Raw genomic sequence first — 22,809 nt, 5'->3', positions numbered from 1 at the left:
TCAGTGTCCTTAATTTAGGCTCAAAAAAACCAGAGTAAATCTGGCCTAGTGGCGCTAGAATAGCGGGCTATTGTAGATTATTTTTTAGAAATTGTCTTTCCATTGGCGTAGAAGTGAGAAGCTTTGCAATGGATTATTGATAGGTTGTTGGAATTGAATGGATAAAGATTGGCAAATTTCTTCACTATCGCTTCTTAAAAAGGGGTTAATCGCCTTTTCCTGTCCAATTGATGAAGGCAAGGTCGGCAGATTTTGAGCTCGAAGGGCTTGGGCTTTTTTTGTGTAATCTATGAGGGCTGCATTATTAGGCTCAACCCTGTTAGCAAATGCTAGATTCGCTATGGTGTATTCGTGAGCACAGCAAACTTTGGTATTGTCAGGCAGCTGACCTAGCTCACTGAGTGATTGGTACATCTGCTCGGCACTGCCTTCAAAAATACGACCACAGCCAGCACTAAACAGAGTATCACCACAAAATAGAACATCTTCGATTAAATAAGCGATATGACCTAAGGTATGGCCGGGTAGCTGAATAACTTTTGCATTTAAACCTGCATTTGTGAGGGAGATGTCACCGTTTGCCACGATAGGGTGATTTACACCGATAATATTCTCGCTTTGCGGTCCATAAACGGCAATTTGTGCACCAAATCGACGGATCAACTGTTCGATCCCACCGGTGTGATCATGATGATGGTGGGTGATGAGTATGCCTAGCAGTGCCTGTCCTGTTTGGATTAAGTAGTCGATGACAACTTGGCCATCACCAGGATCTACGACGTAGATGCCACTACTTTCGGCACCAGTATTTTGCTGAGATTGGAACACCCAGATATAATTATCATTGAACGCGGCTAATGGAGTGATATGTAACATGTCTAAACTCTCTCATTTAATATAATTAAGCGCTCCAGCAAAATAAATTGAGCACTTTAGTTAGTTTACTGAGCAAAGCTATTGCTTGTATACCGCTTTCGTTATTAAAGTAGAACGTCAGTGATTTTGGAGATTGATTTGTCACAGTCTGAATTACCGTTAAAGCCTTATCATTGGTCAGAACTCCCGAATGGGCCCGTTATACGCCAAAGCGTAGAGCAGGCTTTATCTCCTTGGTGGCCAAGAATTTTTGGTTATTTCATGCTTAATCTAGGCCCCTTGAGTCATAAAATGGCAAAAACTGGGGTTGGTATTAGTCGACAGTACTCTTTATTCGATGAGGCTCAGGCGAATATAGAGGGGGATTACTGCCAGTTACCGATCCAAAACACCAGCATTGATGCGGTAGTGATGAACTTCCTCCTCGAGTTTGAAGCCGACCCTTATCGTTTACTGCGTGAAGTCGATAGAGTGCTCATTTCTGGTGGTCACTTGGTGATAACCGGATTTAACCCTCTCAGCCCTATGTTTATGGGGAAAATCCTGCCTAGCCATCAGCAAGATATTCCATGGTGCGGTCGTTTTTTTATGCCCTCACGGGTAAAAGACTGGCTAGGTCTACTGGGGTATCAAGTGGTTGCCGATGAGCGTTTATTACATCATCATCTGCTTAAAGAAATGAAAACAGACAATATTTGGTCTCATGCGCTTAAGTCTTGGTTGCCCAGTACTGGTAGCGTATATGTCTTGGTGGCGAAGAAATTAGAGAGCCCTCTGACCCCAATACAACTAAAACGTAAAGTTAAGCGGCCAAGTTGGTCGACGGCGCCCAGTGCGAGTCGTGCAGGCCATGCGCCAAAATCTTCAGATAAATATTAAGAGACTTAATGCGTATTACATTAAAACAGCTAGCCGTTTTTGAAGCGGTAGCTCGCAGCGGGCAAGTTGCAAAGGCGGCCGAGATGTTGAGTTTATCGTCTCCAGCCACCTCTATGGCATTGTCAGAATTAGAGAAGCAACTGGATGCGCGTTTATTTGAACGTATTGGTAATCGCTTACGGTTAAACTCTCAAGGGAGTCTACTGTTACCTTTAGCTACCCAAGCACTGCAAAAGATTGATCAAATTGAACATGCTTTTTCGCCAGCCGGCACCGAGCTTGGCGGTAACCTCAACGTTAGCGCTAGCTCTACGATAGGTAATTATCTGTTAGCAAAGTCGGCGGTTGCATTTTGTCAGCAGTACACTAATACCTTGGTGAATGTCGATATCGAAAATAGCCAAAAGGTCATTAATTCGGTTTTAGAGTTTAGAAGTGAGATGGGTTTTATTGAGGGGCAATGTCTCGACAGTCGTATTGCCGTCGAAGCGTGGCACAGAGACAAGTTGTTGGTTTTTTGTCATCCTGCGCACCCGCTCGCGGGTAAAACTGTTGCGCCGAGTGAGCTCAGCGGCATGCCCTGGGTGATGCGAGAAGAGGGTTCTGGCACTCGAGATTGTTTTGTCAGTGCGGCGAATGCTCTGGATATGCAACCACAAGAAAAGTTCCGATTTTCGACTCCGGATGCGATTAAACAAGCGGTAAAGCAGGGAGCAGGGCTTGGGGTGTTATCTGAGCTAACTCTTGAGAAAGAACTGATCCGTAAAGAGTTGTCAGTCATCGAAGTTGAAGGGTTAGGATTAGAGCGACAGTTTTATCGAATCCATCATAAGAGCCGCCACTTTACCCCGGTGGGTTTAGCCTTTATTGATTTTTGCCGAACTTTTCTTAATACGGAGCACTAATGTTCCAAAGATAAGTTCTAAAGATAAAGCTTAGAACCAGCCAGCGTGACAGGTTCTAGGCCGAGTTTATTATTAGTCTTGTTTTTGCTGAGCTAGGTACCCGTTATCTTCTTGTGTGGGCTTAGCCTCTGCAGCTTGGCGCGCAAGATCGTCACAGCGTTCGTTCTCGCTATGTCCTGCGTGGCCTTTTACCCAGCGCCATTCAACTTGGTGGCGTTGTGATACTGTATCTAAACGCTTCCAAAGATCGACATTTTTCACGGGCTGGTTTGTTGAAGTCATCCACCCTTTACGTTTCCAACCATGGATCCACTGGGTGATCCCTTGACGCATATATTGGCTATCGCTGGTTAATATGACCTCGCATGGCACTTTTAGCGCTTCGAGGGCTATAATCGGCGCAAGCATCTCCATACGATTATTGGTGGTGAGGGCAAAACCATCGGCCAGTTCTTTGGTGCGTTTTTTGTACTTTAAAACGATGCCATAACCGCCAGGGCCCGGATTTCCTAGGCAAGAACCGTCGGTATAGATAGAGATCTGTTTCAGTCCAGTCATCAAGTTGCTACCATAGCTATAATTGCGGGCGAGTATACCCAAAAAATTTAACTGAGAAATGTATAAATTCATATGAATATTGTTTCAAGTGCCAAGCGGCAAATTATTCTCGATACCGAAACCACAGGTATGAACCAATCGAGTGGCCCAATTTATTTAGGCCATCGAATTATTGAAATTGGTTGTGTCGAAGTGGTGAACCGCCGTTTAACGGGTCGTCATTATCATGAATACATTAATCCGCAACAGCCTATCGATGAAGAGGCTATCGCGGTCCATGGTATTACCAATGAGTTTGTTGCAGACAAGCCAAAGTTCCATGAAGTAGCCCAAAGCTTTATCGAGTTTATCGATGGGGCAGAAATTGTGGCACATAACGCTAACTTCGACGTTAGCTTTATGGATCACGAATTTTCAATGTTGCAGCCGCTAGGTCCAAAAACTGCTGACATCTGCCAAATCCTTGATTCGTTAGCCATCGCTAAGCATTTACATCCAGGCCAAAAGAACAACTTGGATGCACTATGTAAGCGCTACGGTATCGATAACTCTGCCCGTGATCTTCACGGCGCATTACTCGATGCTGAGATTTTGGCTGACGTATACCTGTTAATGACGGGTGGTCAGACTAAATTTAACCTTTCAAGCGAAAAAGCAGGACAAGAGGGCGGTGGTATCCAACGTTTAAGCGCTGATAGAACAAAACTTAAAGTGATCGCCGCATCGGCCGATGAACTGATTAGACACGAAGAGCGATTAGACTTAGTCGCAAAATCAGGACAATGCCTCTGGCGCGGATAAATGTCACTTTATGAGTCCCAATATGGTTAGAAGAGTTAAACTGTTTACTGCTTTCTTACTCTGCTATTGCTCACTGAGCGCGGCAACATTCGCCAATGTCGTGCTCTCTAATCATGCCTCGGAACTGAAAAATCGGTTTAGAATCGACCACATGGTCGATTCTATGACACTGCTCATCCACAGAGAGTACGGCAGTGGTCCTGTGGTGATTGTGCGTCCAGATGGCAGTAAATGGTATGTGAATCGTCACCCAGAAGATAAAGTCACTTGGATGGAGGGCCTAACGGGTGACATGATCACCATTAAAAAGCCGATGCCAGGTCCTTGGCAGTTGCTTGGACAAGTGGTGCAGGGCTCTGTTATTGAAAAGGTCTCGATACTGACAATCGAGGTCGATGCCATCCCTCAACCTCTGTTCCAAGGGGAACGTCTTAAATTAACAGCCAGATTATTAGGAGATGAGCAGAAAGTTCGCCTACCTGGTCTAGATTTTATGATGAATTGGACTGCACGTTTTATTAGCAAGAATAATACCGCAGATGAAAACTACGCTGCGGGAACCGTAATCGTAGGTGCTTATCGAGATAACGGTGAGGCACTCGATGAGAAACCAGATGACGGCATATTTACCAGTGATTTAGATTTGGAGCAGCCCTGGGGAGATTACGCCTTGCAAGTTCAGGCGAAAAATACGGTGTTAGAGCGAGAGTACACACAAGACTTTAGGTTGTCTCAACGCCCAATTGACGTGAAGTTGCTCCCCACTGAAACTCCTAATCTCGGGCTCTGGACATTGGATGTTGAGATAGACGATGAAGTACTGTTATTGGAGCAGACTCATTTAGAGGCCGAAATTATGGGGCCTACGGGTAAGGTTATTCCTGTCTCAATCGCGAATTTCACCGAAAAGCAAAGTCAGTTCAGTCTACCTAGAGTCATAGACTTTGGAAGTTACGATCTGAAAATTAGCGCGATGAGCACAACCCTTGATGGAAGAGAGATCTATTTAAGCCTACCAGAACTATTTTTTAATCTGATTGAACCTCCTGAGCCACCACCTAGTGAAGAAGAGCTTGCAGCCAGAGCCGAAGCGATAGCCAAGGTACAGGAGCAGGCAGCTAAAGAAGAAGCGATTTTACTGATAGTTTTAATCAATATTGTTCTGATAGTGGTTGGTGTATTGGTTTTATTGTTTATTCGTAAGCGTAGTAATCTTAAAAAAGCATTAGCTGCGACAGAGGCTCGACTGGAAAAAGAGATCCGTAAAGAGAAAGTTTTGCTTGAGTTGGACCAAATCGATCTTACCATGCCAGAAGATACCGATAATCAGCTTGGAAAAAGCTAGTGTTTCTTGCTAAATCGTCTAAGGAAAAAACGAATTGTTTATTTTTCGATTAGTCAGTTAAAATCTTATGAAAAACCTATTGACGGACTACCTCACTCTACGTATTATTCACCGCACTTGATGTGGAGCGGTAGTTCAGTTGGTTAGAATACCGGCCTGTCACGCCGGGGGTCGCGGGTTCGAGTCCCGTCCGCTCCGCCAATCAAGTACTAAATTTTAGTTATTTGTTAGTGACATAACGAGTAACATTGGAAATTGACACGATTGATTTCTAGTAAAGTTTTGGAGCGGTAGTTCAGTTGGTTAGAATACCGGCCTGTCACGCCGGGGGTCGCGGGTTCGAGTCCCGTCCGCTCCGCCAATTTAGTAAAAGCTAGCTAGTTTAGTTAGTCGTAAGTCATGTTAGTGACATAGCAATGACTTTAGAAATCAGAATTAATGGTTTCTAGAAAAGTTTTGGAGCGGTAGTTCAGTTGGTTAGAATACCGGCCTGTCACGCCGGGGGTCGCGGGTTCGAGTCCCGTCCGCTCCGCCAATTTAGTAAAAGCTAGCTAGTTTAGTTAGTCGTAAGTCATGTTAGTGACATAGCAATGACTTTAGAAATCAGAATTAATGGTTTCTAGAAAAGTTTTGGAGCGGTAGTTCAGTTGGTTAGAATACCGGCCTGTCACGCCGGGGGTCGCGGGTTCGAGTCCCGTCCGCTCCGCCAACACAAAGACGAAAGCCCTTACAGCAATGTAAGGGCTTTTTTCGTTTTGTTGTTTTTGCTGGTTTGGTTGTTTTAGTCTAGCAACATTGTTGAAATGAGTTAGCATGTCACGTTTCGTTCGTGGGTTCGGCAGTAATCCAAGCCAATCCGCTCCGCAAACATAAAAACGAAAGCTTCTACAGCGTTGTAAGGTTTTTTTCGTTTTACTGCTTTTAATTCTATAGTTTGTCCGCTTTTCTATTTACCTAGCACCTAGCACCTAGCACCTAGCACCTAGCACCTAGCACCTAGCACCTAGCACCTAGCACCTAGCACCTAGCACCTAGCACCTAGCACCTAGCACCTAGCACCTAGCACCTAGCACCTAGCACCTAGCACCTAGCACCTAGCACCTAGCACCTAGCACCTCTGCCTTGCTGCATTCTTACCCACCTAGATTATTTAACGATAATATTGATTTACTTTTCTTAGCGTTATCGTATTTTACTCAGGTTTGACTATAGTTTTTACACTCAACTGCATGTTTTAACAAACATCGTTTCAATAGAAACGATCAGATAAGGAAATAGGCTATGCTGGAGCAGATCACTGCGATGCTTGCTTTGCTAGGTGTGTTATCGTTGTTTTGTCAGTGGATAGGGTGGAAATTGAGACTACCTGCCATTTTACCCCTGTTACTATGCGGCCTCCTGCTTGGACCAGGTCTTGGTTTCTTACAGCCAGATGTTATTTTTGGCGACTTGTTGTTCCCTATCATCTCTCTTGGTGTTGCGGTCATTCTTTTTGAAGGTGCATTAACCCTTAACTTCAAAGAAATAAAAGAGCACGGTGTTATGGTGACCCGCTTGGTGACACTCGGCACTGTGATCACTTGGGCCTGTATTACGGTCGGCACCTTCTATCTACTCGATTTCGAATGGTCAATGGCGCTTTTATTTGGTGCCTTGGTCGTGGTAACTGGTCCGACTGTTATTGTGCCTATGCTTCGAAGTGTAAGACCAAAAACTGAACTTGCGAGTATATTGCGCTGGGAAGGGATAGTCATCGACCCAATAGGTGCGCTGCTTGCCGTGTTGGTGTTTGAATATATCGCGGTTGCGGCCGACCCAACCACACATGTTCTGCATGCTTTAAGTGCCATGTTGGCCGTTGGTCTTGGCTTTGGTGTGATAAGTGGCTATTTAGTTGGCCTCGTTTTGCGTAATAATCTATTGCCACACTATTTGCGTAATACGGCTGTTCTCACCCTAATGCTAGCGGTTTTCGTTGGCTCAAACCTATTACAAGAAGAAGCCGGTTTGCTCTCGGTGACCGTGATGGGCATTTGGCTGGCGAACATGAAAGGCGTGGATATTGCCGATATTCTCGAGTTTAAAGAGACCCTGACGGTATTACTTATTTCTGCGTTGTTTATATTACTTGCGGCAAGACTCAATGCCGATGCGCTGTTAAGCCTAGGCTGGGAAGGCTTAGCACTACTCGCGGTGGTGATGTTAATTGCACGTCCCTTAAGTATCTGGTGTTGTGGCATCGGTACCTCGCTTTCAAAGGGGGATAAATGGTTTTTAAGCTGGGTCGCACCACGAGGTATTGTCGCAGCGGCCGTGTCATCCTTATTTGCCATTAAATTGGAAGCTATCGGCATTAAAGGCGCGGAGCTTATCGTACCTTTAGTCTTCCTCATTATTATTGGTACTGTAGTGATCCAAAGCTTAACTGCGGGGAGGTGGGCTAAGGTACTCGGCGTTACCGCAGACTCCTCTCAAGGGTTATTAATTTTCGGTGCATCCAAGTTTCCACGAGCACTGGCTAAAACATTGCAGTCAAAGGGGGTCACTGTGCTGCTTGCCGATAATAACTGGGATAATGTTCGCTTAGCCCGTATGGATAGCATTCCAGTATATTTCGGTAATCCAGCATCGGAACACGCCGAGAATCATATGAATATGGCGGGAATAGGTCGAGTTCTGGTGATGTCGCCATATAGGCAGCTTAATCCTCTCGTAACTTTCTATTTTCAAGATGTATTTGGTAGTAAAAAAGTTTTTGGACTCAATAATGGTGAAATCTCAAGTGCAAGGCATCAATTATCTGAGTCTTACTTGGAACGCTTAAGTTTATTTGGTGATGATGTCTCTTACTCTAAGCTCGCAAGCTTAATGGCAAAGGGGGCAACCATTAAAAGCACCCGTCTCACTGAGAACTTCAATTACGCTATGTTTATGAAGCAGTATGCAGAAGCTGCCATCCCGCTTATTTACCTGCAAGAGGGGAAGGTGAGGTTGATTAGCGGTGAACTTGAGATACCGATAGGAGTCGAGTTAATCAGCTTAATCCCCGTGGATGCAATCAAGTTAGACTGTAACAGTGACAACCATCCTGACACTGGGGAGACAAGTTCGACTGTTATAGCTGATGAGAATCTGGCTGTCAGCAAGGCACCTGAGTGACAAGTGAGTGTGGTCGATTTAGTCAGGCATCTATCGATGTAGAGTTGATTTATTGAGTTAATTCGGTCTTCCTGTGAAGGCCGAATCTAATTCTGTTAGTGTGGTATGTGGATCAAACCTTACAGAAATACGACATCATTACCGCTATTTTACTTTATTTGATGGCTTCATCACTATCACGTTGACTCATGTTGATCCAATAAACACCTTGGATTAGTCGCTTTACATCAATAGCTTACATTGGTATGTTGAATTCAAGTTAATATGGTTGGGGCTTATCCTAGACTCTGGGGAAGCAAACTGTCAATTGCCACAGGGAGACTGCGTGAATAGATTTATAGTGTTAGCCATGTTATTGCTGAGCGTTCCATTTATAGTCAAAGCAGATGAATTGACTAAGGTCAGCCTTAAAAAAGATACAATCTATTACGAGGGAGCATTAACAGAAGATGCCAATCAAGCCGCTTTTTTGCTCTTTGAAGAACATACTGACTTGATAAAATGGATATCGATAAAAAGTAAAGGTGGCGAAGTCAATAATGGAATGGATTTGGGGGAGTTCATCTTTAAACATAACATCGGAGTTGAAGTCATCGACTACTGTATATCTTCCTGCGCCAATTATGTCTTTTCTTCATCTATCACTCATCGTATTTCGAACCACGCTGTGATCGGCTTTCACGGCGGTACAACGGGTATGCTTGAGGCTACTAAAGAGTATTTAAAAAGTTTGCCCGAAGCCTCACAAAGTTCAGCAAGAGCAAGCTTCGAGCAGTATATTGCAGCGACGACATTAAGAGAAAAACACTTTTTTAATGTAATCGGTGTCGATCAAGAAATAACTTATCTTGGGCAAAATCCTAACTACCAGAAGGTTCATCAGGCTGAGGACTATGTAGGATGGTATTACTCGTTGGAAGACTTAGCTAAGTTTGGGGTAAGGAATATTTCGGTCATAGATCCGCCTTGGAAGTTCAATCAATTATCGGATAAGGTTAAGTTCTTTAAGGTGAGTATTGATGGCATTTAGCTAACTAATGGATAAGGGGATAAAACTCTTGGCTGTGTTCGCTCGTTAACATTTTTGATATGGAGATCCGAAAATGGAGTACTTTAGTGAATATCACGCAACAATCTTAGCTGTAGGCTTAGTGGGGGGATTGATGTTCATCCAGCTAATTATTGTCGATGTTATTGCATTAGTAAAAAAGCATGTTCCAGGTTATCCAGTCGAGAATAGCCATAGTCAGTTGCTATTTCGAGTAACACTAGCCTAGTGAAATTGTATTAACCTAACTAGGCCTTACAAATCAATTTGATTAATAGAGAGTTAGCCACTTTGAGATAGGGGGCTAATTTTAACCGAGTTCAATTTGGCTATAGCCATGGTTAACCCTAGCTAGCGATGAATACTGACTTAATTTACATACTTTAATTAAGTCAGTATTTCTGGTTACATCTTGAATTGCTTAACAGTAGCATTTAATGAATTTGACAGGTTTGTTAGGTCTTCACACGACCTAACTGAGTCCATCATTAAAGTGTAATTTTCTTGAGAGATGCTATTGACTGCCAACATACTAGTATTAACTTGTTCAGTTGCAACGCTTTGCTGCTCTGTTGCGCTAGCGCTTTGCGTATTCATGTCATTAATTTTGGTGATGGATCGCGTAATTTCTGAAAATGTCCCACCTGAATGACTTGCTGAGTCGATGCTTGCTGTTAATAAGCCAGTACTTTGCTGCATACTATTAACAACATCTTTTGTACCACTTTGAATACTTTCAATTAAAGAATGTATTTCAGTAGTCGATTCTTGTGTTCTTTGAGCTAGCACACGCACTTCGTCAGCGACAACTGCAAATCCTCGCCCTTGTTCACCCGCCCGAGCAGCTTCTATCGCAGCGTTTAGTGCCAATAAATTAGTTTGCTCAGCAACGCCACCAATTACGTCGAGAATCTTACCGATATTGTTTGTCTCTTCTGCAAGACTAGTAATTTTTAAGGACGTTCGTTTAATCTCATCATTTAAATCACCAATATGTCCGATGGTATTTTGGATAACTCCATAGCCAGCCTCGGCTTCATCAACAGCTTTCGTCGCGACATGCGAAGCATTTACGGTATTTTGCGAGACCTCCTGTACGGCAAGCGATAACTGTTGCATGGCATCTGTTATTTGCTCAGTTTTATCTAGCTGATCTTTTGCGCCAGAGCCTGTCTTATCAAGCACTGAGTTTAGGTACGTTGAAGCGTCATTGAGTTTACTACTGGTTTGTGCAATGTGTCCGATCATGTCCTTCAGATTATTTGAAACAGTTTGGATTGCTAATAGCAGTACGCCTGATTCACTCTTACCTTGTTGTCCAACATTAATATTTAAATTACCTGCGGCTAATTGTTTTGCATAGGCTACGGCTTGTTGGATGGGGTTAATGATACTTACTGATGTGATATGAGAAAATACAAAGACAAGTAGAATGACTATAATGCAACCCCATATGATGACCCTTGTTGCCATAGTTGCCGCACTTGCTGATTCGGCTTTTCTTTGTTCCATCAAACTAAGCTCAACATCAATGATGCCAGTTACTTTCGAACGCAATTCATCCATGTATACTTTCCCCTGCTTCTTGTCTAGCACAGCATAGAGATCTGACATTGATTTGAACTGAGTTGATTGACGAGTTAATGTAATCGCTTGTTGGGCGTAGTCATTAATCCATGAATCAATAGACTCTGCGAGTCTAGTTTCCTTGATATTGGAGTTTTGTTGGTCTATCACGTTTTTTCCAGTTTGATATGGTTCAAGATAAGTTTCTTGACGGTTGAGTAAAAAGCCGCGTAAACCTGTCTCCATATTAACCATGGCATTTAGTACTGTGATATTTAAATTTGAAGATCCAAGCTTATTTAACTCAAGCCTTATGTTATCCATTTGTTGCTTGCCGATACCTGAATTAATTAATTCCTTAAGCTGTGTATTAATTTGTTCACCACTTCGGATATTTTTACGCAGCGAAATAATGGATTCGGCATACTCACCCCATAGCTTTGATTGCTTTGCAACGTCATCATAGCGTACTTGCTGAGAAGGGTTGTCTGAGGTTAACAATTTTGCAGCATTAAAAAATGTTTGAAAGTCTTCCTTGCCTGATAAATAGGGCTCTAGGTATTCATTTTCTCCAGTTATGGCATACCCTCTAATTCCTGTTTCTTGATTAACCATTGAGTTGACGAGACCATTGGTTAGAGCTATTACCTCTTCAGTGTGGTCTACCCAGTGTGAAGTTGTTTCCATGGTTGATATTGATTTGTATACAACAATATTGAATACAATCAGGATGCTACAAATAATAATATTACTAGCAAGTAATCTTGCTCTTATCGAAATATCACTTAAATCCATGTAATTTACCGTCATTGTCCGTAATAAATTAAGTGTAGGGTACGCGTGAGGTGTGTGCTCATTTTGTTTTCAGCCCTAAACCACCTACTTCAGTAGGGGCCGTTATCATTAATTAGGCTCTGCCTGAAGTACGTTCAATGGCATTGCGGAGTAAGGCAATGTTTAACGACTTATAAGCACGCCGACTTTTGTTTGAAGAGAAAGTGTCCATGGAGGCTCGCTTATCGCATCCATGCGATACACGGCTTATAAGTTCATTTAAATATAGCTTATTAACTCAAGTGATACTTGAGCTTTGCTAATAGTGCGGTACAAGCTTCTAAATCAGGGATGATTTAGTAGAGCCTATAGGGATATATTTACGGCGTCTTGTTAACGCACGGTAGGAAAGCTCCCTTTTAGGGAGTCTGCTTTATAACAGATGGGCAAAGCCACCTTCTTCAGAAGGTGGATCTTTTACTTATGAGAGTGAGTCTTACCCTAAGTACGGTTCTTGTCTATTGGGTTGTTCTGTGCCTGTATAGATTTTCACTTCCTCCAATTAGCAGCTCTGTTAAGTCTATGTCAGTTATAACAAGCAGAAATTGGCGTGGCTGCAGTTGACTCTTTCTTTGGTTGCTTGAAAAAGCAACGATCAGCTTCTTAAATTTGTAAAACCTAAATAAGTTTGTCTGAAATCACATTTATCCCCAAATCTCTCCCCTATACTGCGCGGCCTTTGTGGGGCTCTGCTAGTTTTTCATTCAGGTTTTGAAGTTAAACTCCCTATCTTATGTTGTCGATGTTGCTTTGGTTGATATTTTCAGCGGCTACGTGATGTGAAGTTAGGTATGAAAACAGAACCCTTAAAAGGTCATATAAGAACCGTCTAAGGAGATGTCCATAATGGACTCTGTAATTAACAAAACTGAAAATACCTCGGCACAACTCAAGGTAAAATCAAGCTGGAACAAGAGCGATACTCTATGGGTATTGGGGCTTTATGGTACGGCAGTGGGGGCTGGCACCCTTTTCCTGCCAATTAATGCGGCGCAAGGTGGCTTGGTCCCGCTCATTCTTATGGCTCTACTGGCACTGCCAATGACCTTCTTCGCTCATCGCGGCTTAACACGTTTTGTGTTATCGGGATCAAACCCAGAAGCAGGGATCACCGAAGTGGTAGAGGAGCATTTTGGTGTAGGCATGGGTAAGGTCATCACCTTACTCTATTTCTTTGCTATTTACCCGATTTTACTCGTCTACAGTGTTGCACTTACCAATACTGTTGAAAGCTTTATGCAACATCAGCTGGGCATGACTCCGCCTAACCGTGCAACATTGGCCTTAATCTTGATTATTGGCTTGATTGCCGTAGTTCGTTTAGGTGAACAGTTAATTATCAAAGCGATGAGTATACTGGTTTTCCCGTTCGTTGCCGTGCTTCTGCTGCTCTCTGTTTACCTGATCCCTTACTGGAACACGTCAATATTTAGCAATGTGATGCCTGCAGAAGGTGGAATAAGTACCATTTTAATGGCTTTGTGGTTGATACTGCCTGTGATGGTATTTTCATTTAACCACTCTCCGGTTATCTCCTCCTTTGCGGTCGATCGTAGAAAATTTCACGGTGATGATGCTGAAAAACAGTGTTCACGGATCTTAGCTTTTAGCCATATTCTTATGGTTGTAACAGTGATGTTTTTCGTGTTTAGTTGTGTGTTTAGCCTATCGCCTGCCAATCTAGCTGAGGCTAAAGCGCAAAATGTTTCGATATTAACTTATCTAGCGAACCATTTTGATACGCCGATTATCGCTTATGTTGCGCCAATTGTTGCGATCATCGCTATCACTAAGTCATTCTTTGGCCACTATATCGGGGCGAGTGAAGGCTTTAATGGTTTAATCATCAAGGCTGCACGCGGTAAGGGCAAAGAGGTCAACCCTGTTACTCTGAATCGTGTTACTGCAGGTTTTATGCTACTGACCACTTGGGCTGTAGCAACTATCAACCCCAATATTTTGGGAATGATTGAAAGCTTAGGTGGACCAATCATCGCTCTGCTGTTGTTTATCATGCCTATGTACGCCATCATGAAAGTACCAGCGATGAAGCAATACTCAGGTACCATCAGTAATGTTTTTGTAGTGATTATCGGATTAGTTTCAATCTCGGCAATCTTCTATTCATTGGTACAGTAAAATAAAAAGAGGACAGGAGCCATGGGCTTTTGTTCTCTTTAGCCATCAGAGATGGACCTCCCTTACTGATTTCAAGAGCAGTATTGATCTTTGAACTATTAATCGTCGCCATCCTGTTTGGCTATGCTTTTGATTAACGATGGTTTGTGGCGATTTTTTTACTGGGCGATGAAACTAAAGCACTGGCTATCTGCCAGTGTTTTTCTATGTCGACACTCAGGTATTTGTCGCTGTGATTAATTATAACAGTCAATCTAATCAACCCCTTGTCGTTGCTGCAGTGCCAGCCCTACGGTCAGCGTTCAGCTTGCGTTCATCTTCACACAGGCCTACTAGCACCATCAGCGAATAATCACTGAAACTGACTCACTTATAGTGAAGTGCAAACTTCACTAAGTGGAATTAATCAAAAGTTGGGGACCTGGAGAGATTTATGCGTCGCACCTCAAATACATTGTTACTCGTCGCGATAACGACACTGACAACACCAGTCTGGGCTGACGAACCTCAGCAGGAAATTTTATTAAAAGAAGAGAAAATTGATACAGGACTGAAGAATTTCGGCTATCAGACAGGCTTAGCTCTTGGCTGTGTGGCCGCAGAACAACGCGCACAATTAGAAACCGAGGCAATGAATATCAATAGCGAAATCAGTCGCACTCTGGGTGGTGACCGAGCGTTTCTCTATGCCGCTAGCTTTGGTTACGGCACCAATATAGAACTCAATGTGCAGGAGTGCAAACAAGCGTTAGCAAACTTTGAAAAACGTGCCGCAGCATTTCATCAAGACACGAGAGGCAAAAAATGAAACAAGACCTGACACTCGCCCTGACAGTATTGCTGGTTGCCGGTCTAGGGAGCTTTGATGCCAATGCTGGCCGCTACGAAGTACGCAAAGAGATCCGTGAGGGGATCCGCGAAGTTAACCGTGAAAAGCGCGAAGCAGCCCGTGAAGTATTACGTTGCAAGACCCGCAAATGTGCCAAACGTGAAATTCGTGAGGGTTACCGAGAGGTCGCCAGAGAAAAACGCGAAGCGCGCCGCGAAATCCGTCATGCTCTGCATGATAACCGCCATGACCAGTGGAGAAATAACAATGATAATTTCTTGACTGGTGTCATAGTGGGCGGGGCTATTATTGGAGCAGCAACTGCAATCGCTAACGATAATAACTGAGTCTATGGTGTAGTTTCACCTGCTTGATGGTAAGAGGCTGAGGATCCTGCCTCGCAAAAGCGATCACTACATCGAGTTGTTGATCCTCTGTCATTTTCGAAAAGCCGATGCCTTTAGACTGGCCAAAGGTCTGTATGGGGTTTTAAAATGTAGAAAATCAACGTTACGAGAGTGAGGATTAATACCACGCCCCTGTATTTTGTGTTTAGAGTTTGTTTACAGGGGTTGTCTGAGCTCAATGCTTTGTTCTGTGACGGGCTTAGTGCAAGAGGGGAGCTTTATCATTAAACATCGGCTTTGTAACACACTTTTTAATGTAATCAAGGAGTAAGGTATTAGGTAATCACTTACCTGAGGTTTAGGTAAACTCAGCATCACAAGGTGAGTTATGTCATTTGCCGATCTACGTTTAAGTTTAGCAACACAAAGCCTGGATTTTGTTATGCAGCATACAATTACGCATTCGCTTAGCTTAGCGGATGCTACAGTGCTTCCAGCCTCGCTGTCATCAGTAGCTTTTACCCAAGAGCAACATATTGAAACCCTTTATATTCATATTCCTTTTTGCCATACACTTTGCCGCTTCTGCTCATTTCATAAAATTAAATATAACCAACAAAAAGCGCTCGAATATTTCCAGGCTTTACGAAAAGAAATACGCCACGTGATTGAGAGCGGTCTTCGTTTTAACCGGGTATACATTGGTGGCGGTACAACGACGATACTAGAAGATGAGTTAGTTAAGACCATCGAGTTAATTAAAAGCTTAACCACAGTGCGTGAAATTTCTTGTGAGACTGACCCTAGCTACTTTAGAACGGGTCATCCTGAAGTACTTAATGGCTTAGTAGATCGAATGTCTATTGGTTTACAGAGCTTTGACGATAGAATATTAAAAGCCAGTAGCCGGTTTGAAAAGTTCGGTTCAGGTGATGAACAAGAAATTGATATTAGACGCGGCATCGAACTGTTTCCTACGGTTAATGTGGACTTAATGTACGGGTTTAAAGGCCAGACTCCCGATAGTGTCGTGACGGATATTAAGCGGTTGATCCAATTGGAACCCGACCAAATAACCACCTACCCGTTGACGCTAGGGATAGGTAAGAGTCGTAAAAAGTCTCAATGTTTAGCGGGCGAGCCTAAAGATCTTTTTCCACAGTTTTTGGCCGTTAAGCAGGTGATGTCAGATCGCTATATGATGGAGTTCCCATGGACTTACAGCCGTAATTTCGGCCAAGCTGTTGAGAACAAATACGTGTTAGATGGTGAAAACTGCTTTGGTGTGGGATCGGGTGCGTTTGGTCGCTTTGGCGAGCAATTTCAGATATCAAGCTTTAGTATTGATAAATATATTCAATTGATTAATCAAGGCGGCGTAGGTACAAGTCATCATAAATTACTTAGCGTAAAATCGATAAATCAGCATCATTTAATGATAATGATGGGGAAAGGCTGCTTAGATAACGCGCTGTTTAAAGCCCATACGGGTAAGAGCTTGTGGCAAGCCTTTCCTGTCGAACTCACTTACCTATTAGCTTCTGGCGCGCTAATTAAGCAAGGGGATAGCTATTTTACCACCGAGGCTGGCCAATTTATTGCGCTAAAAATGTTTAGTGGTTTTTTAGCGGGAATGGATTATTTACGTGAGCAAGCAATTGAGTTGGCCGCTTAATGTTTGCTAGCCGTTAAGCTCTTAGTTGTTTTAGTACTTAGTTGTTTTAGAGCTTAGTTTTAGTACTGGATTAGTTGAAAGCTGATTACGAATGAAAAATAAAAAAGGCTTAAGTGAATACTTAAGCCTTTTACTGCGTGCTTCTGCTCAGTAATTAAGCTGCTTGCACCTCTTTTGTGTACTCAAGCGTGCGAGCTTTTAGCTCTTCAGGATCAAAGTCATCGACGTTGATTGACTTCATACGGCCAATTTCGGCTCGTTCAAGTAATGCGACTTCTTCTTCACTTAGCACACCAAGCTCTTTACCTTCTGCAGCTATTTTATCTAACCACATAAAGGGTAGGCGTTTACCTGCGGCCTTACAGACTTTGTCGTAGATAGGTTCTGATGCCAAGATATCCTTAAAGGTCTGCTCTTGAATACCCACAGCATTATGCTCTGTTGGCGTCCAGAACTGGCCTTTACCAAGGCGGTCGCGGCTTGCACAAGGGGTTTGCATGATCTTAGCGACCTTATGGTCAAGCACATCACTTGGGCGCTTAAGTGGACGACCGAATGGGAAGATCACTGCGCGTAGTCCAATACCTAAACCCATGGGGAAGTTGTCGAGTAGATCATCTAAAGATGATTGTAATTTGTAGAGTGAGTCTTCAACTGCCCACTGTACTAATGGTAGATCTTCGGTGAGTCGGCCTTCATCTTCGTAGCGCTTAAGGGTTGCCGATGCTAAATAAAGCTGGCTGAGTAAGTCGCCAAGACGTGCTGAGATCCGTTCTTTGCGCTTAAGGTTACCACCTAATGTTGCCATTGCTAGATCTGATAGTAACGCCAAGTTTGCACTGAACCGGTTCATCTGCTGATAGTAACGCTTCGTCTTATCCGAGTATGGCGCATTAGAGAAACGGCTAGACGTTAGACCCATCCACAAGCTACGTACTAGGTTGCTGGTGGTAAATCCGATATGCCCAAAGATAGCCGCATCAAAATCACGTAGGCCCTTGTTTGCATCTGGATCGAACGCCGATTCCATTTCGGCTAATACATACGGATGGCAGCGAATAGCACCTTGACCATAGATAATCATCGAGCGAGTGAGAATGTTTGCCCCCTCAACCGTAATTGCAATAGGCGCTGCCTGATAACCACGACCAAGATAGTTATTTGGGCCTAAACACACCCCTTTACCACCGTGAATGTCCATGGCGTCAATGACACATCGTTGCATTCTGTCAGTGAGATGAAATTTCACAATCGCTGAGATAACCGATGGCTTTTCACCAAGGTCGATACCCGTTGTAGTCAGTGTGGTTACCGCATCCATAAGATAAGCGTTACCACCAATGCGAGCCATCGGCTCTTCGATGCCTTCAAGTTTACCGATAGGTAGCTTGAACTGGCGGCGAATGCGGGCGTAAGCCCCCGTTGCAACGGCTGCAGTTTTAATACCACCGGCAGAGTTTGACGGCAAAGTAATACCACGTCCAACCGATAGGCACTCAACCAGCATTCTCCAGCCTTGGCCAGCCATTTCAACGCCACCAATAATGAAGCTCAGTGGTACAAACACTTCATTACCGCGAGTAGGACCATTTTGGAACATACAGTTTAGTGGGAAGTGGCGGCGGCCAGTTTCAACACCTTCAATGTCGGTAGGAATAAGTGCACAGGTAATGCCTAAATCTTCTTGATTGCCAAGTAATTGGTCTGGATCGCGAAGCTTAAATGCAAGGCCAAGTACTGTAGCTACTGGCGCAAGGGTAATATAACGCTTGTTCCAGGTTAGTTTCATACCCAGTACTTCTTCGCCTTCCCATTCGCCTTTACACACGATACCGAAATCAGGAATAGCGCCTGCATCGCTGCCAGCTTCTGGGCTAGTTAATGCAAAGCAAGGGACTTCTAGACCTTGAGCAAGACGGGGCAGGTAATGGTCTTGCTGAGCTTTGGTGCCATAATGCTGCAGTAGTTCACCAGGGCCTAATGAGTTAGGAACACCAACCGTTGAGGCAAGCTCGCTGCTTAGACCTGCAAGTTTTTGCAATACACGTGATTGTGCATAAGCTGAATACTCTAAGCCGCCATATTTCTTTTTAATGATCATCGCAAAGAAGCCATGATCTTTAAGGTATTGCCAGATTTCTTCTGGTAAATCACCTAACTCATGAGAAACTTGATGTTGGTTTAGCATGCGACAAACTTCTTCAACAGGACCGTCGAGGAAAGCTTGCTCTTCGGCACTTAGGCTAGCTTTTGGATAGTTATGAAGTTTGCTCCAATCGGGCTTACCTGCAAATAGGTCTGCTTCCCACCATGTGGTTCCCGCTTCGATGGCTTCTTTTTCTGTTGAAGACATCTCCGGCATAATGCCACGGTACATCTTAAGAAGGGGTCGAGTGATGACGTTCTGTCTGAATGAGCTGATATTAAGAGGCAGGGCAATGGCAAGAAATACTACCCAGAGTAATGGGCTTAAGCTCGCGGCGCCGGTTCCGATTGCTAATACAACCGCGGTGCCTAAGGTGGCGGTTAAAAGAGAGACTCTTAGATAAGCTAAAGCGCCTATGGTAAAAATCAACGCCATGATCCAAAGTAGGGTAGTCACTGTAATTCTCCTTTTATGTGTGAGCTATAGTTAACCTAAAGACACTTATTTTGAGTTCTATCTCACAATTATAGCCTGTGGTCAGACCTGTGTTTCATAAAATTTAAACGTTCGTTAATTTTAATACAAGTAGTTTTCAAACAAATGTTTAATTTATTTGTACGCAGTCAGCATTCCACAATGGCTATCAAGTGGTTAGAATGGCGTTATTAATGATGTAGTAGATTGAATGGGATAGAGATTAATGTGCGAGTTGCTGGCCATGAGCGCCAATGTACCGACTGATATAGTATTTAGTTTTACTGGATTAGCACAAAGGGGCGGAGTCACTGGGCCTCATGTCGACGGTTGGGGGATCACTTTCTACGAAGGTAAGGGCAATCGCACTTTTAAGGATGCTCGTCCTAGCAGCGAATCTCATATTGCCCAGTTAATTAAATCTTATCCGATAAAGAGCGAAGTGGTAGTAAGCCATATTCGTCAAGCCAACCGTGGTTGTGTCTCTCTTGAGAATACTCATCCGTTTACACGGGAGCTTTGGGGGCAATATTGGACTTATGCCCACAATGGCCAGTTGAGTGATTATGAAGACAAGTTTGTGTCCAAGCGTTTTACTGCGGTTGGAGATACAGATAGTGAAATGGCTTTTTGCTGGATCATGGATCAAGTGGTAGAGAAGTTTGGTGATCAAGCTCCCGATGATAGGTTAACTGTTTATCAATACATATCGACCCTCGCAGATGAAATTCGCGCCTTAGGCGTGTTCAATATGATCTTAAGTGATGGTGAGCATTTAATGAGTTATTGTAGTAATAACCTTTGTTACATCACTCGCCGTGCTCCTTTCGGCAAGGCTAAATTGATTGATACCGATGTGGTAATCGATTTTGATAAAGAGACGACACCTAATGATGTGGTCACAGTGATTGCCACGCGACCGCTCACCAATAATGAACAGTGGAATGTGCTTACACCAGGTGAGTGGAAGCTGTTTAAAAAAGGTGAGTTGGTGAGTTCATCACAGAGCTAAATAATTGCTAGAAAATAAAAAGCTCGCAAGGTTAAACCTAGCGAGCTTTTTTATTGGCATGTTTATGGTTAGTAAAGTCAGCCTTCCTCGTTGCTAGCCTTATCATCGACAAGCGCCTGCTCAGTTGTTGGTTGTAACTTTTCATCACTCGGTCCAAAACGATAATTAAGAAGCTTGATATCCAGCTGCTTACTGCCTTTTTCAAAATGGGTTAACCGTATTGGCAGATAACTGAGATCTGGCGCCATCCAAAAGAAGGTTTGGCGTTTTTTACTATCACGTACAACTTCAAATTTGACGGTTTGATAACTGCCACTTTCTATATTAACTCGTTCCTTCCCCACGATTTTAAAGGCGTAGTCATCGACTTCTCCCTCTTTTACCATGGTGTAATGCAGCTCATCTTTATGGGCTTGCATATCGAGTCTAAATTGCAGTTGGACCATCAATGGATCAAATAGTTGATTGTCGTAGGGGAACTTAGCGCGCTCATCTTTATAGCGGCTGTGAACCACATTCTGCCCTTTAGCAAAGGCGGCTTGCTCCCGAAAACTCGGGCCTGTACCTGTGCGTTCGACGGAGTAGCGCATAGGCACCAGCTGATTAGCATCTTCTAAGGTAAATTCGCTAAGGATGTGACGCTTGTCGGACAGCATTAATAGTCCAACATCGCTATCGAAACGATACTGAAAAAAATTGCCCTGTGGAGCCTCAAGAATATAGCGAGCACGCCCAAGCTCTATGCTGCCGTAATAAACTTGATACTCGGCAGTATGGGGCGTTAGCACTGTGGTGTCGGCAAGCGTTGTTCCGCTTGCTGCTAACAGGCTAATAGCGAATAGAGTCGGTATCTTTCTAGGCAAATTTACCTCCTTATTTGCTTTCTAATATGGCAGGGAAAGCACTAACGTTGCGATATCGGGTTGCCATTCATAGTCTGACAGCTTAATTCTGCCACGGTTCACTATAACGCCTTCTGCCCGTAAACATTGCATCTGCTCTATAAAGGGCGGCGTATGTTCAGCGAAGGATATTTTCCCTTGGCTATTGATCACTCTGTGCCATGGAAGTGCCATCTCAGGTGGAGCGGCGCGTAATGCTTTTGAGACCAGACGTGCCCGGCCGGGTAGGCCTGCTAAGTCGGCCACCTTACCGTAAGAATAGACCTTACCTTGAGGGATCATAGACACTATGTGCCATATTTGTGCCATGGGTGAAGGTTTACTACTCGCTTGCATGGTGCTCATTTCCTTTTATTACGGTAGGTTTTAACATAGGTAAAATCAACTCTTAGGCTTGTTTGTATTCGCCATTCAGCATTGACGGCAACACTTGTTGGTTTGCTGCTGTTATTTGTGTGTATGTGTTATCTGCTTGTAATATAAGGTGAAACCTCTTGCTGAAGTTTGGCGCTAAAGTAATAATAGCGCTTTTTAACGGTATATATAATGTCAGTAAAGGCGTTCACAGCTTCTGTAGGCTCTCTTTTATTACTTTCTGCTATCTCTTTGCCTACTTATGCTAATGATTTCAGGCATATTGCCGATCCCCTTAATTTAAATGATTCGCTTTATGTTGGCTTCGATGGCGATGTTTTTAAGCTTGGGGGCAGTTTTGCGACTAGTCATCAAAAGTTTTCCGCCAATACTAATTTAGGTGGCGACAAGTGGCACATGGGCTATTTATATTCGACGGATCAGCTAAATGTGAGAGCTTCAGTGCAACATGCTAAAACAGGCTCTCCACATGGAAATGCGAGTTATTATAAATTTCAGCTAGGTTTGATGACTGAGCATCAAGGTTGGTTTTCGACTCAGGTCTTTACCGAAATTGCAGTGAATCACTTGGCCGTTAAGTCTTACACAGATAGTACTGCTGCGAATGTGAATATGACAGTACTCAAGCCGTTGTCTGAGCATTGGTACAGTGAGTTCTATGCTCAGGGTAATTTGGGTATCGATGGGGTAGAGCGTTATGAGGCACAAAGCTGGCTTGCACTTGGTTACCAAATTAACCCACAGTGGTCTTGGCTCGTGCGTTATCAGTATGACTGGGAAAAACTAGAGAGTTTTGAAAATGAAGACACACAGTGGGTGTTTGCAATACGCTCGCAATTTTAACTTCTAGTATTAATTCTATGCTCCTAACGTTCATAATTGAATCTCAGAGCAAAAAATAGCCCGTGTAAGTTTACTTACGCGGGCTATTTTCTACGT

Annotated in this window: 19 protein-coding genes and 4 tRNA genes; 17 read left to right on the top strand and 6 right to left on the bottom strand. The window is 43.5% G+C overall.

Translation table 11 applies throughout. The features are described from left to right. Window positions 1-84: 84 nt before the first annotated feature. Complete coding sequence (gene gloB, locus SPEA_RS12750) at window positions 85-876, bottom strand: hydroxyacylglutathione hydrolase (RefSeq protein ID WP_012155640.1); 792 nt, start codon at window positions 874-876, stop codon at window positions 85-87. Between the two features lie 138 nt (window positions 877-1,014). Here gloB and SPEA_RS12745 point away from each other — a divergent pair, with 138 nt between their 5' ends. Further along, window positions 1,015-1,755, top strand: coding sequence for a class I SAM-dependent methyltransferase (locus tag SPEA_RS12745; RefSeq protein WP_012155639.1), 741 nt, complete (start codon window positions 1,015-1,017; stop codon window positions 1,753-1,755). An 8-nt stretch (window positions 1,756-1,763) separates the two neighbouring features. After that, the gene (locus SPEA_RS12740; protein WP_012155638.1) at window positions 1,764-2,660 is read left to right on the top strand and encodes a LysR substrate-binding domain-containing protein; all 897 of its coding nucleotides are present in this window, start codon (window positions 1,764-1,766) and stop codon (window positions 2,658-2,660) included. Between the two features lie 72 nt (window positions 2,661-2,732). Here SPEA_RS12740 and rnhA read toward each other — a convergent pair whose 3' ends face one another. Then, complete coding sequence (gene rnhA, locus SPEA_RS12735) at window positions 2,733-3,218, bottom strand: ribonuclease HI (protein ID WP_041411506.1); 486 nt, start codon at window positions 3,216-3,218, stop codon at window positions 2,733-2,735. Window positions 3,219-3,290: 72 nt separating this feature from the next. Here rnhA and dnaQ point away from each other — a divergent pair, with 72 nt between their 5' ends. From dnaQ to SPEA_RS23275, 9 genes are all read left to right on the top strand, one after another. After that, window positions 3,291-4,019, top strand: a complete 729-nt coding sequence (gene dnaQ / locus SPEA_RS12730; protein ID WP_012155636.1) for a DNA polymerase III subunit epsilon — start codon at window positions 3,291-3,293, stop codon at window positions 4,017-4,019. A gap of 10 nt (window positions 4,020-4,029) precedes the next feature. After that, window positions 4,030-5,364 carry a TIGR03503 family protein gene (locus SPEA_RS12725; RefSeq protein ID WP_012155635.1) on the top strand — a complete coding sequence of 445 codons (1,335 nt, stop codon included), beginning with the start codon at window positions 4,030-4,032 and terminating at the stop codon, window positions 5,362-5,364. Between the two features lie 124 nt (window positions 5,365-5,488). Continuing rightward, window positions 5,489-5,565 (top strand) — tRNA-Asp (locus tag SPEA_RS12720). An 83-nt stretch (window positions 5,566-5,648) separates the two neighbouring features. Next, window positions 5,649-5,725, top strand: a tRNA-Asp gene (locus tag SPEA_RS12715). Between the two features lie 97 nt (window positions 5,726-5,822). Next, window positions 5,823-5,899 (top strand) — tRNA-Asp (locus SPEA_RS12710). 97 nt (window positions 5,900-5,996) lie between these two features. Further along, window positions 5,997-6,073: transfer RNA gene (locus SPEA_RS12705), tRNA-Asp, on the top strand. Between the two features lie 572 nt (window positions 6,074-6,645). Further along, entirely contained in the window at window positions 6,646-8,523 is a 1,878-nt protein-coding gene (locus tag SPEA_RS12700; RefSeq protein ID WP_012155634.1) for a cation:proton antiporter, read from the top strand. A 325-nt stretch (window positions 8,524-8,848) separates the two neighbouring features. Further along, a complete protein-coding gene (locus SPEA_RS12695; RefSeq protein WP_150102230.1) occupies window positions 8,849-9,553 on the top strand; it encodes a hypothetical protein in 705 nt (234 codons plus the stop codon). Window positions 9,554-9,626: 73 nt separating this feature from the next. Further along, a complete protein-coding gene (locus SPEA_RS23275; protein ID WP_041411504.1) occupies window positions 9,627-9,800 on the top strand; it encodes a hypothetical protein in 174 nt (57 codons plus the stop codon). Window positions 9,801-9,976: 176 nt separating this feature from the next. Here the strand turns inward: SPEA_RS23275 and SPEA_RS12685 are convergent, their stop codons facing one another. Next, complete coding sequence (locus SPEA_RS12685; RefSeq protein WP_041410952.1) at window positions 9,977-11,932, bottom strand: CHASE3 domain-containing protein; 1,956 nt, start codon at window positions 11,930-11,932, stop codon at window positions 9,977-9,979. 885 nt (window positions 11,933-12,817) lie between these two features. Between SPEA_RS12685 and SPEA_RS12680 the strand changes: the two genes are divergently transcribed. From SPEA_RS12680 to SPEA_RS12665, 4 genes are all read left to right on the top strand, one after another. Next, window positions 12,818-14,110: a serine/threonine transporter gene (locus tag SPEA_RS12680; protein ID WP_012155631.1), complete on the top strand. Its 1,293-nt coding sequence runs from the start codon at window positions 12,818-12,820 to the stop codon at window positions 14,108-14,110. Window positions 14,111-14,543: 433 nt separating this feature from the next. Further along, on the top strand, window positions 14,544-14,918 hold the full coding sequence (locus SPEA_RS12675; protein WP_012155630.1) for a hypothetical protein: 375 nt from the start codon (window positions 14,544-14,546) through the stop codon (window positions 14,916-14,918). Next, window positions 14,915-15,286 (top strand): hypothetical protein, encoded by a 372-nt coding sequence (locus tag SPEA_RS12670; protein ID WP_012155629.1) that lies wholly within the window; start codon window positions 14,915-14,917, stop codon window positions 15,284-15,286. Before SPEA_RS12675 ends, SPEA_RS12670 begins: the two co-directional genes overlap by 4 nt. A 388-nt stretch (window positions 15,287-15,674) precedes the next feature. After that, a complete protein-coding gene (locus SPEA_RS12665) occupies window positions 15,675-16,961 on the top strand; it encodes a coproporphyrinogen III oxidase family protein (RefSeq protein ID WP_012155628.1) in 1,287 nt (428 codons plus the stop codon). 154 nt (window positions 16,962-17,115) lie between these two features. Here SPEA_RS12665 and fadE read toward each other — a convergent pair whose 3' ends face one another. After that, entirely contained in the window at window positions 17,116-19,563 is a 2,448-nt protein-coding gene (gene fadE, locus SPEA_RS12660; RefSeq protein WP_012155627.1) for an acyl-CoA dehydrogenase FadE, read from the bottom strand. 244 nt (window positions 19,564-19,807) lie between these two features. Between fadE and SPEA_RS12655 the strand changes: the two genes are divergently transcribed. Continuing rightward, the gene (locus tag SPEA_RS12655; RefSeq protein WP_012155626.1) at window positions 19,808-20,593 is read left to right on the top strand and encodes a class II glutamine amidotransferase; all 786 of its coding nucleotides are present in this window, start codon (window positions 19,808-19,810) and stop codon (window positions 20,591-20,593) included. Window positions 20,594-20,670: 77 nt separating this feature from the next. Here SPEA_RS12655 and SPEA_RS12650 read toward each other — a convergent pair whose 3' ends face one another. After that, the gene (locus SPEA_RS12650; protein ID WP_012155625.1) at window positions 20,671-21,456 is read right to left on the bottom strand and encodes a DUF3108 domain-containing protein; all 786 of its coding nucleotides are present in this window, start codon (window positions 21,454-21,456) and stop codon (window positions 20,671-20,673) included. 21 nt (window positions 21,457-21,477) lie between these two features. Continuing rightward, window positions 21,478-21,831, bottom strand: a complete 354-nt coding sequence (locus SPEA_RS12645; RefSeq protein ID WP_012155624.1) for an MGMT family protein — start codon at window positions 21,829-21,831, stop codon at window positions 21,478-21,480. A gap of 210 nt (window positions 21,832-22,041) precedes the next feature. Between SPEA_RS12645 and SPEA_RS12640 the strand changes: the two genes are divergently transcribed. After that, window positions 22,042-22,713 carry a hypothetical protein gene (locus SPEA_RS12640; RefSeq protein WP_012155623.1) on the top strand — a complete coding sequence of 224 codons (672 nt, stop codon included), beginning with the start codon at window positions 22,042-22,044 and terminating at the stop codon, window positions 22,711-22,713. Window positions 22,714-22,809: the final 96 nt, after the last annotated feature.

This window comes from Shewanella pealeana ATCC 700345, assembly GCF_000018285.1.
Taxonomy (GTDB): Bacteria; Pseudomonadota; Gammaproteobacteria; order Enterobacterales; family Shewanellaceae; genus Shewanella; species Shewanella pealeana.
This window is presented reverse-complemented; position numbering and strand designations above follow the sequence as displayed.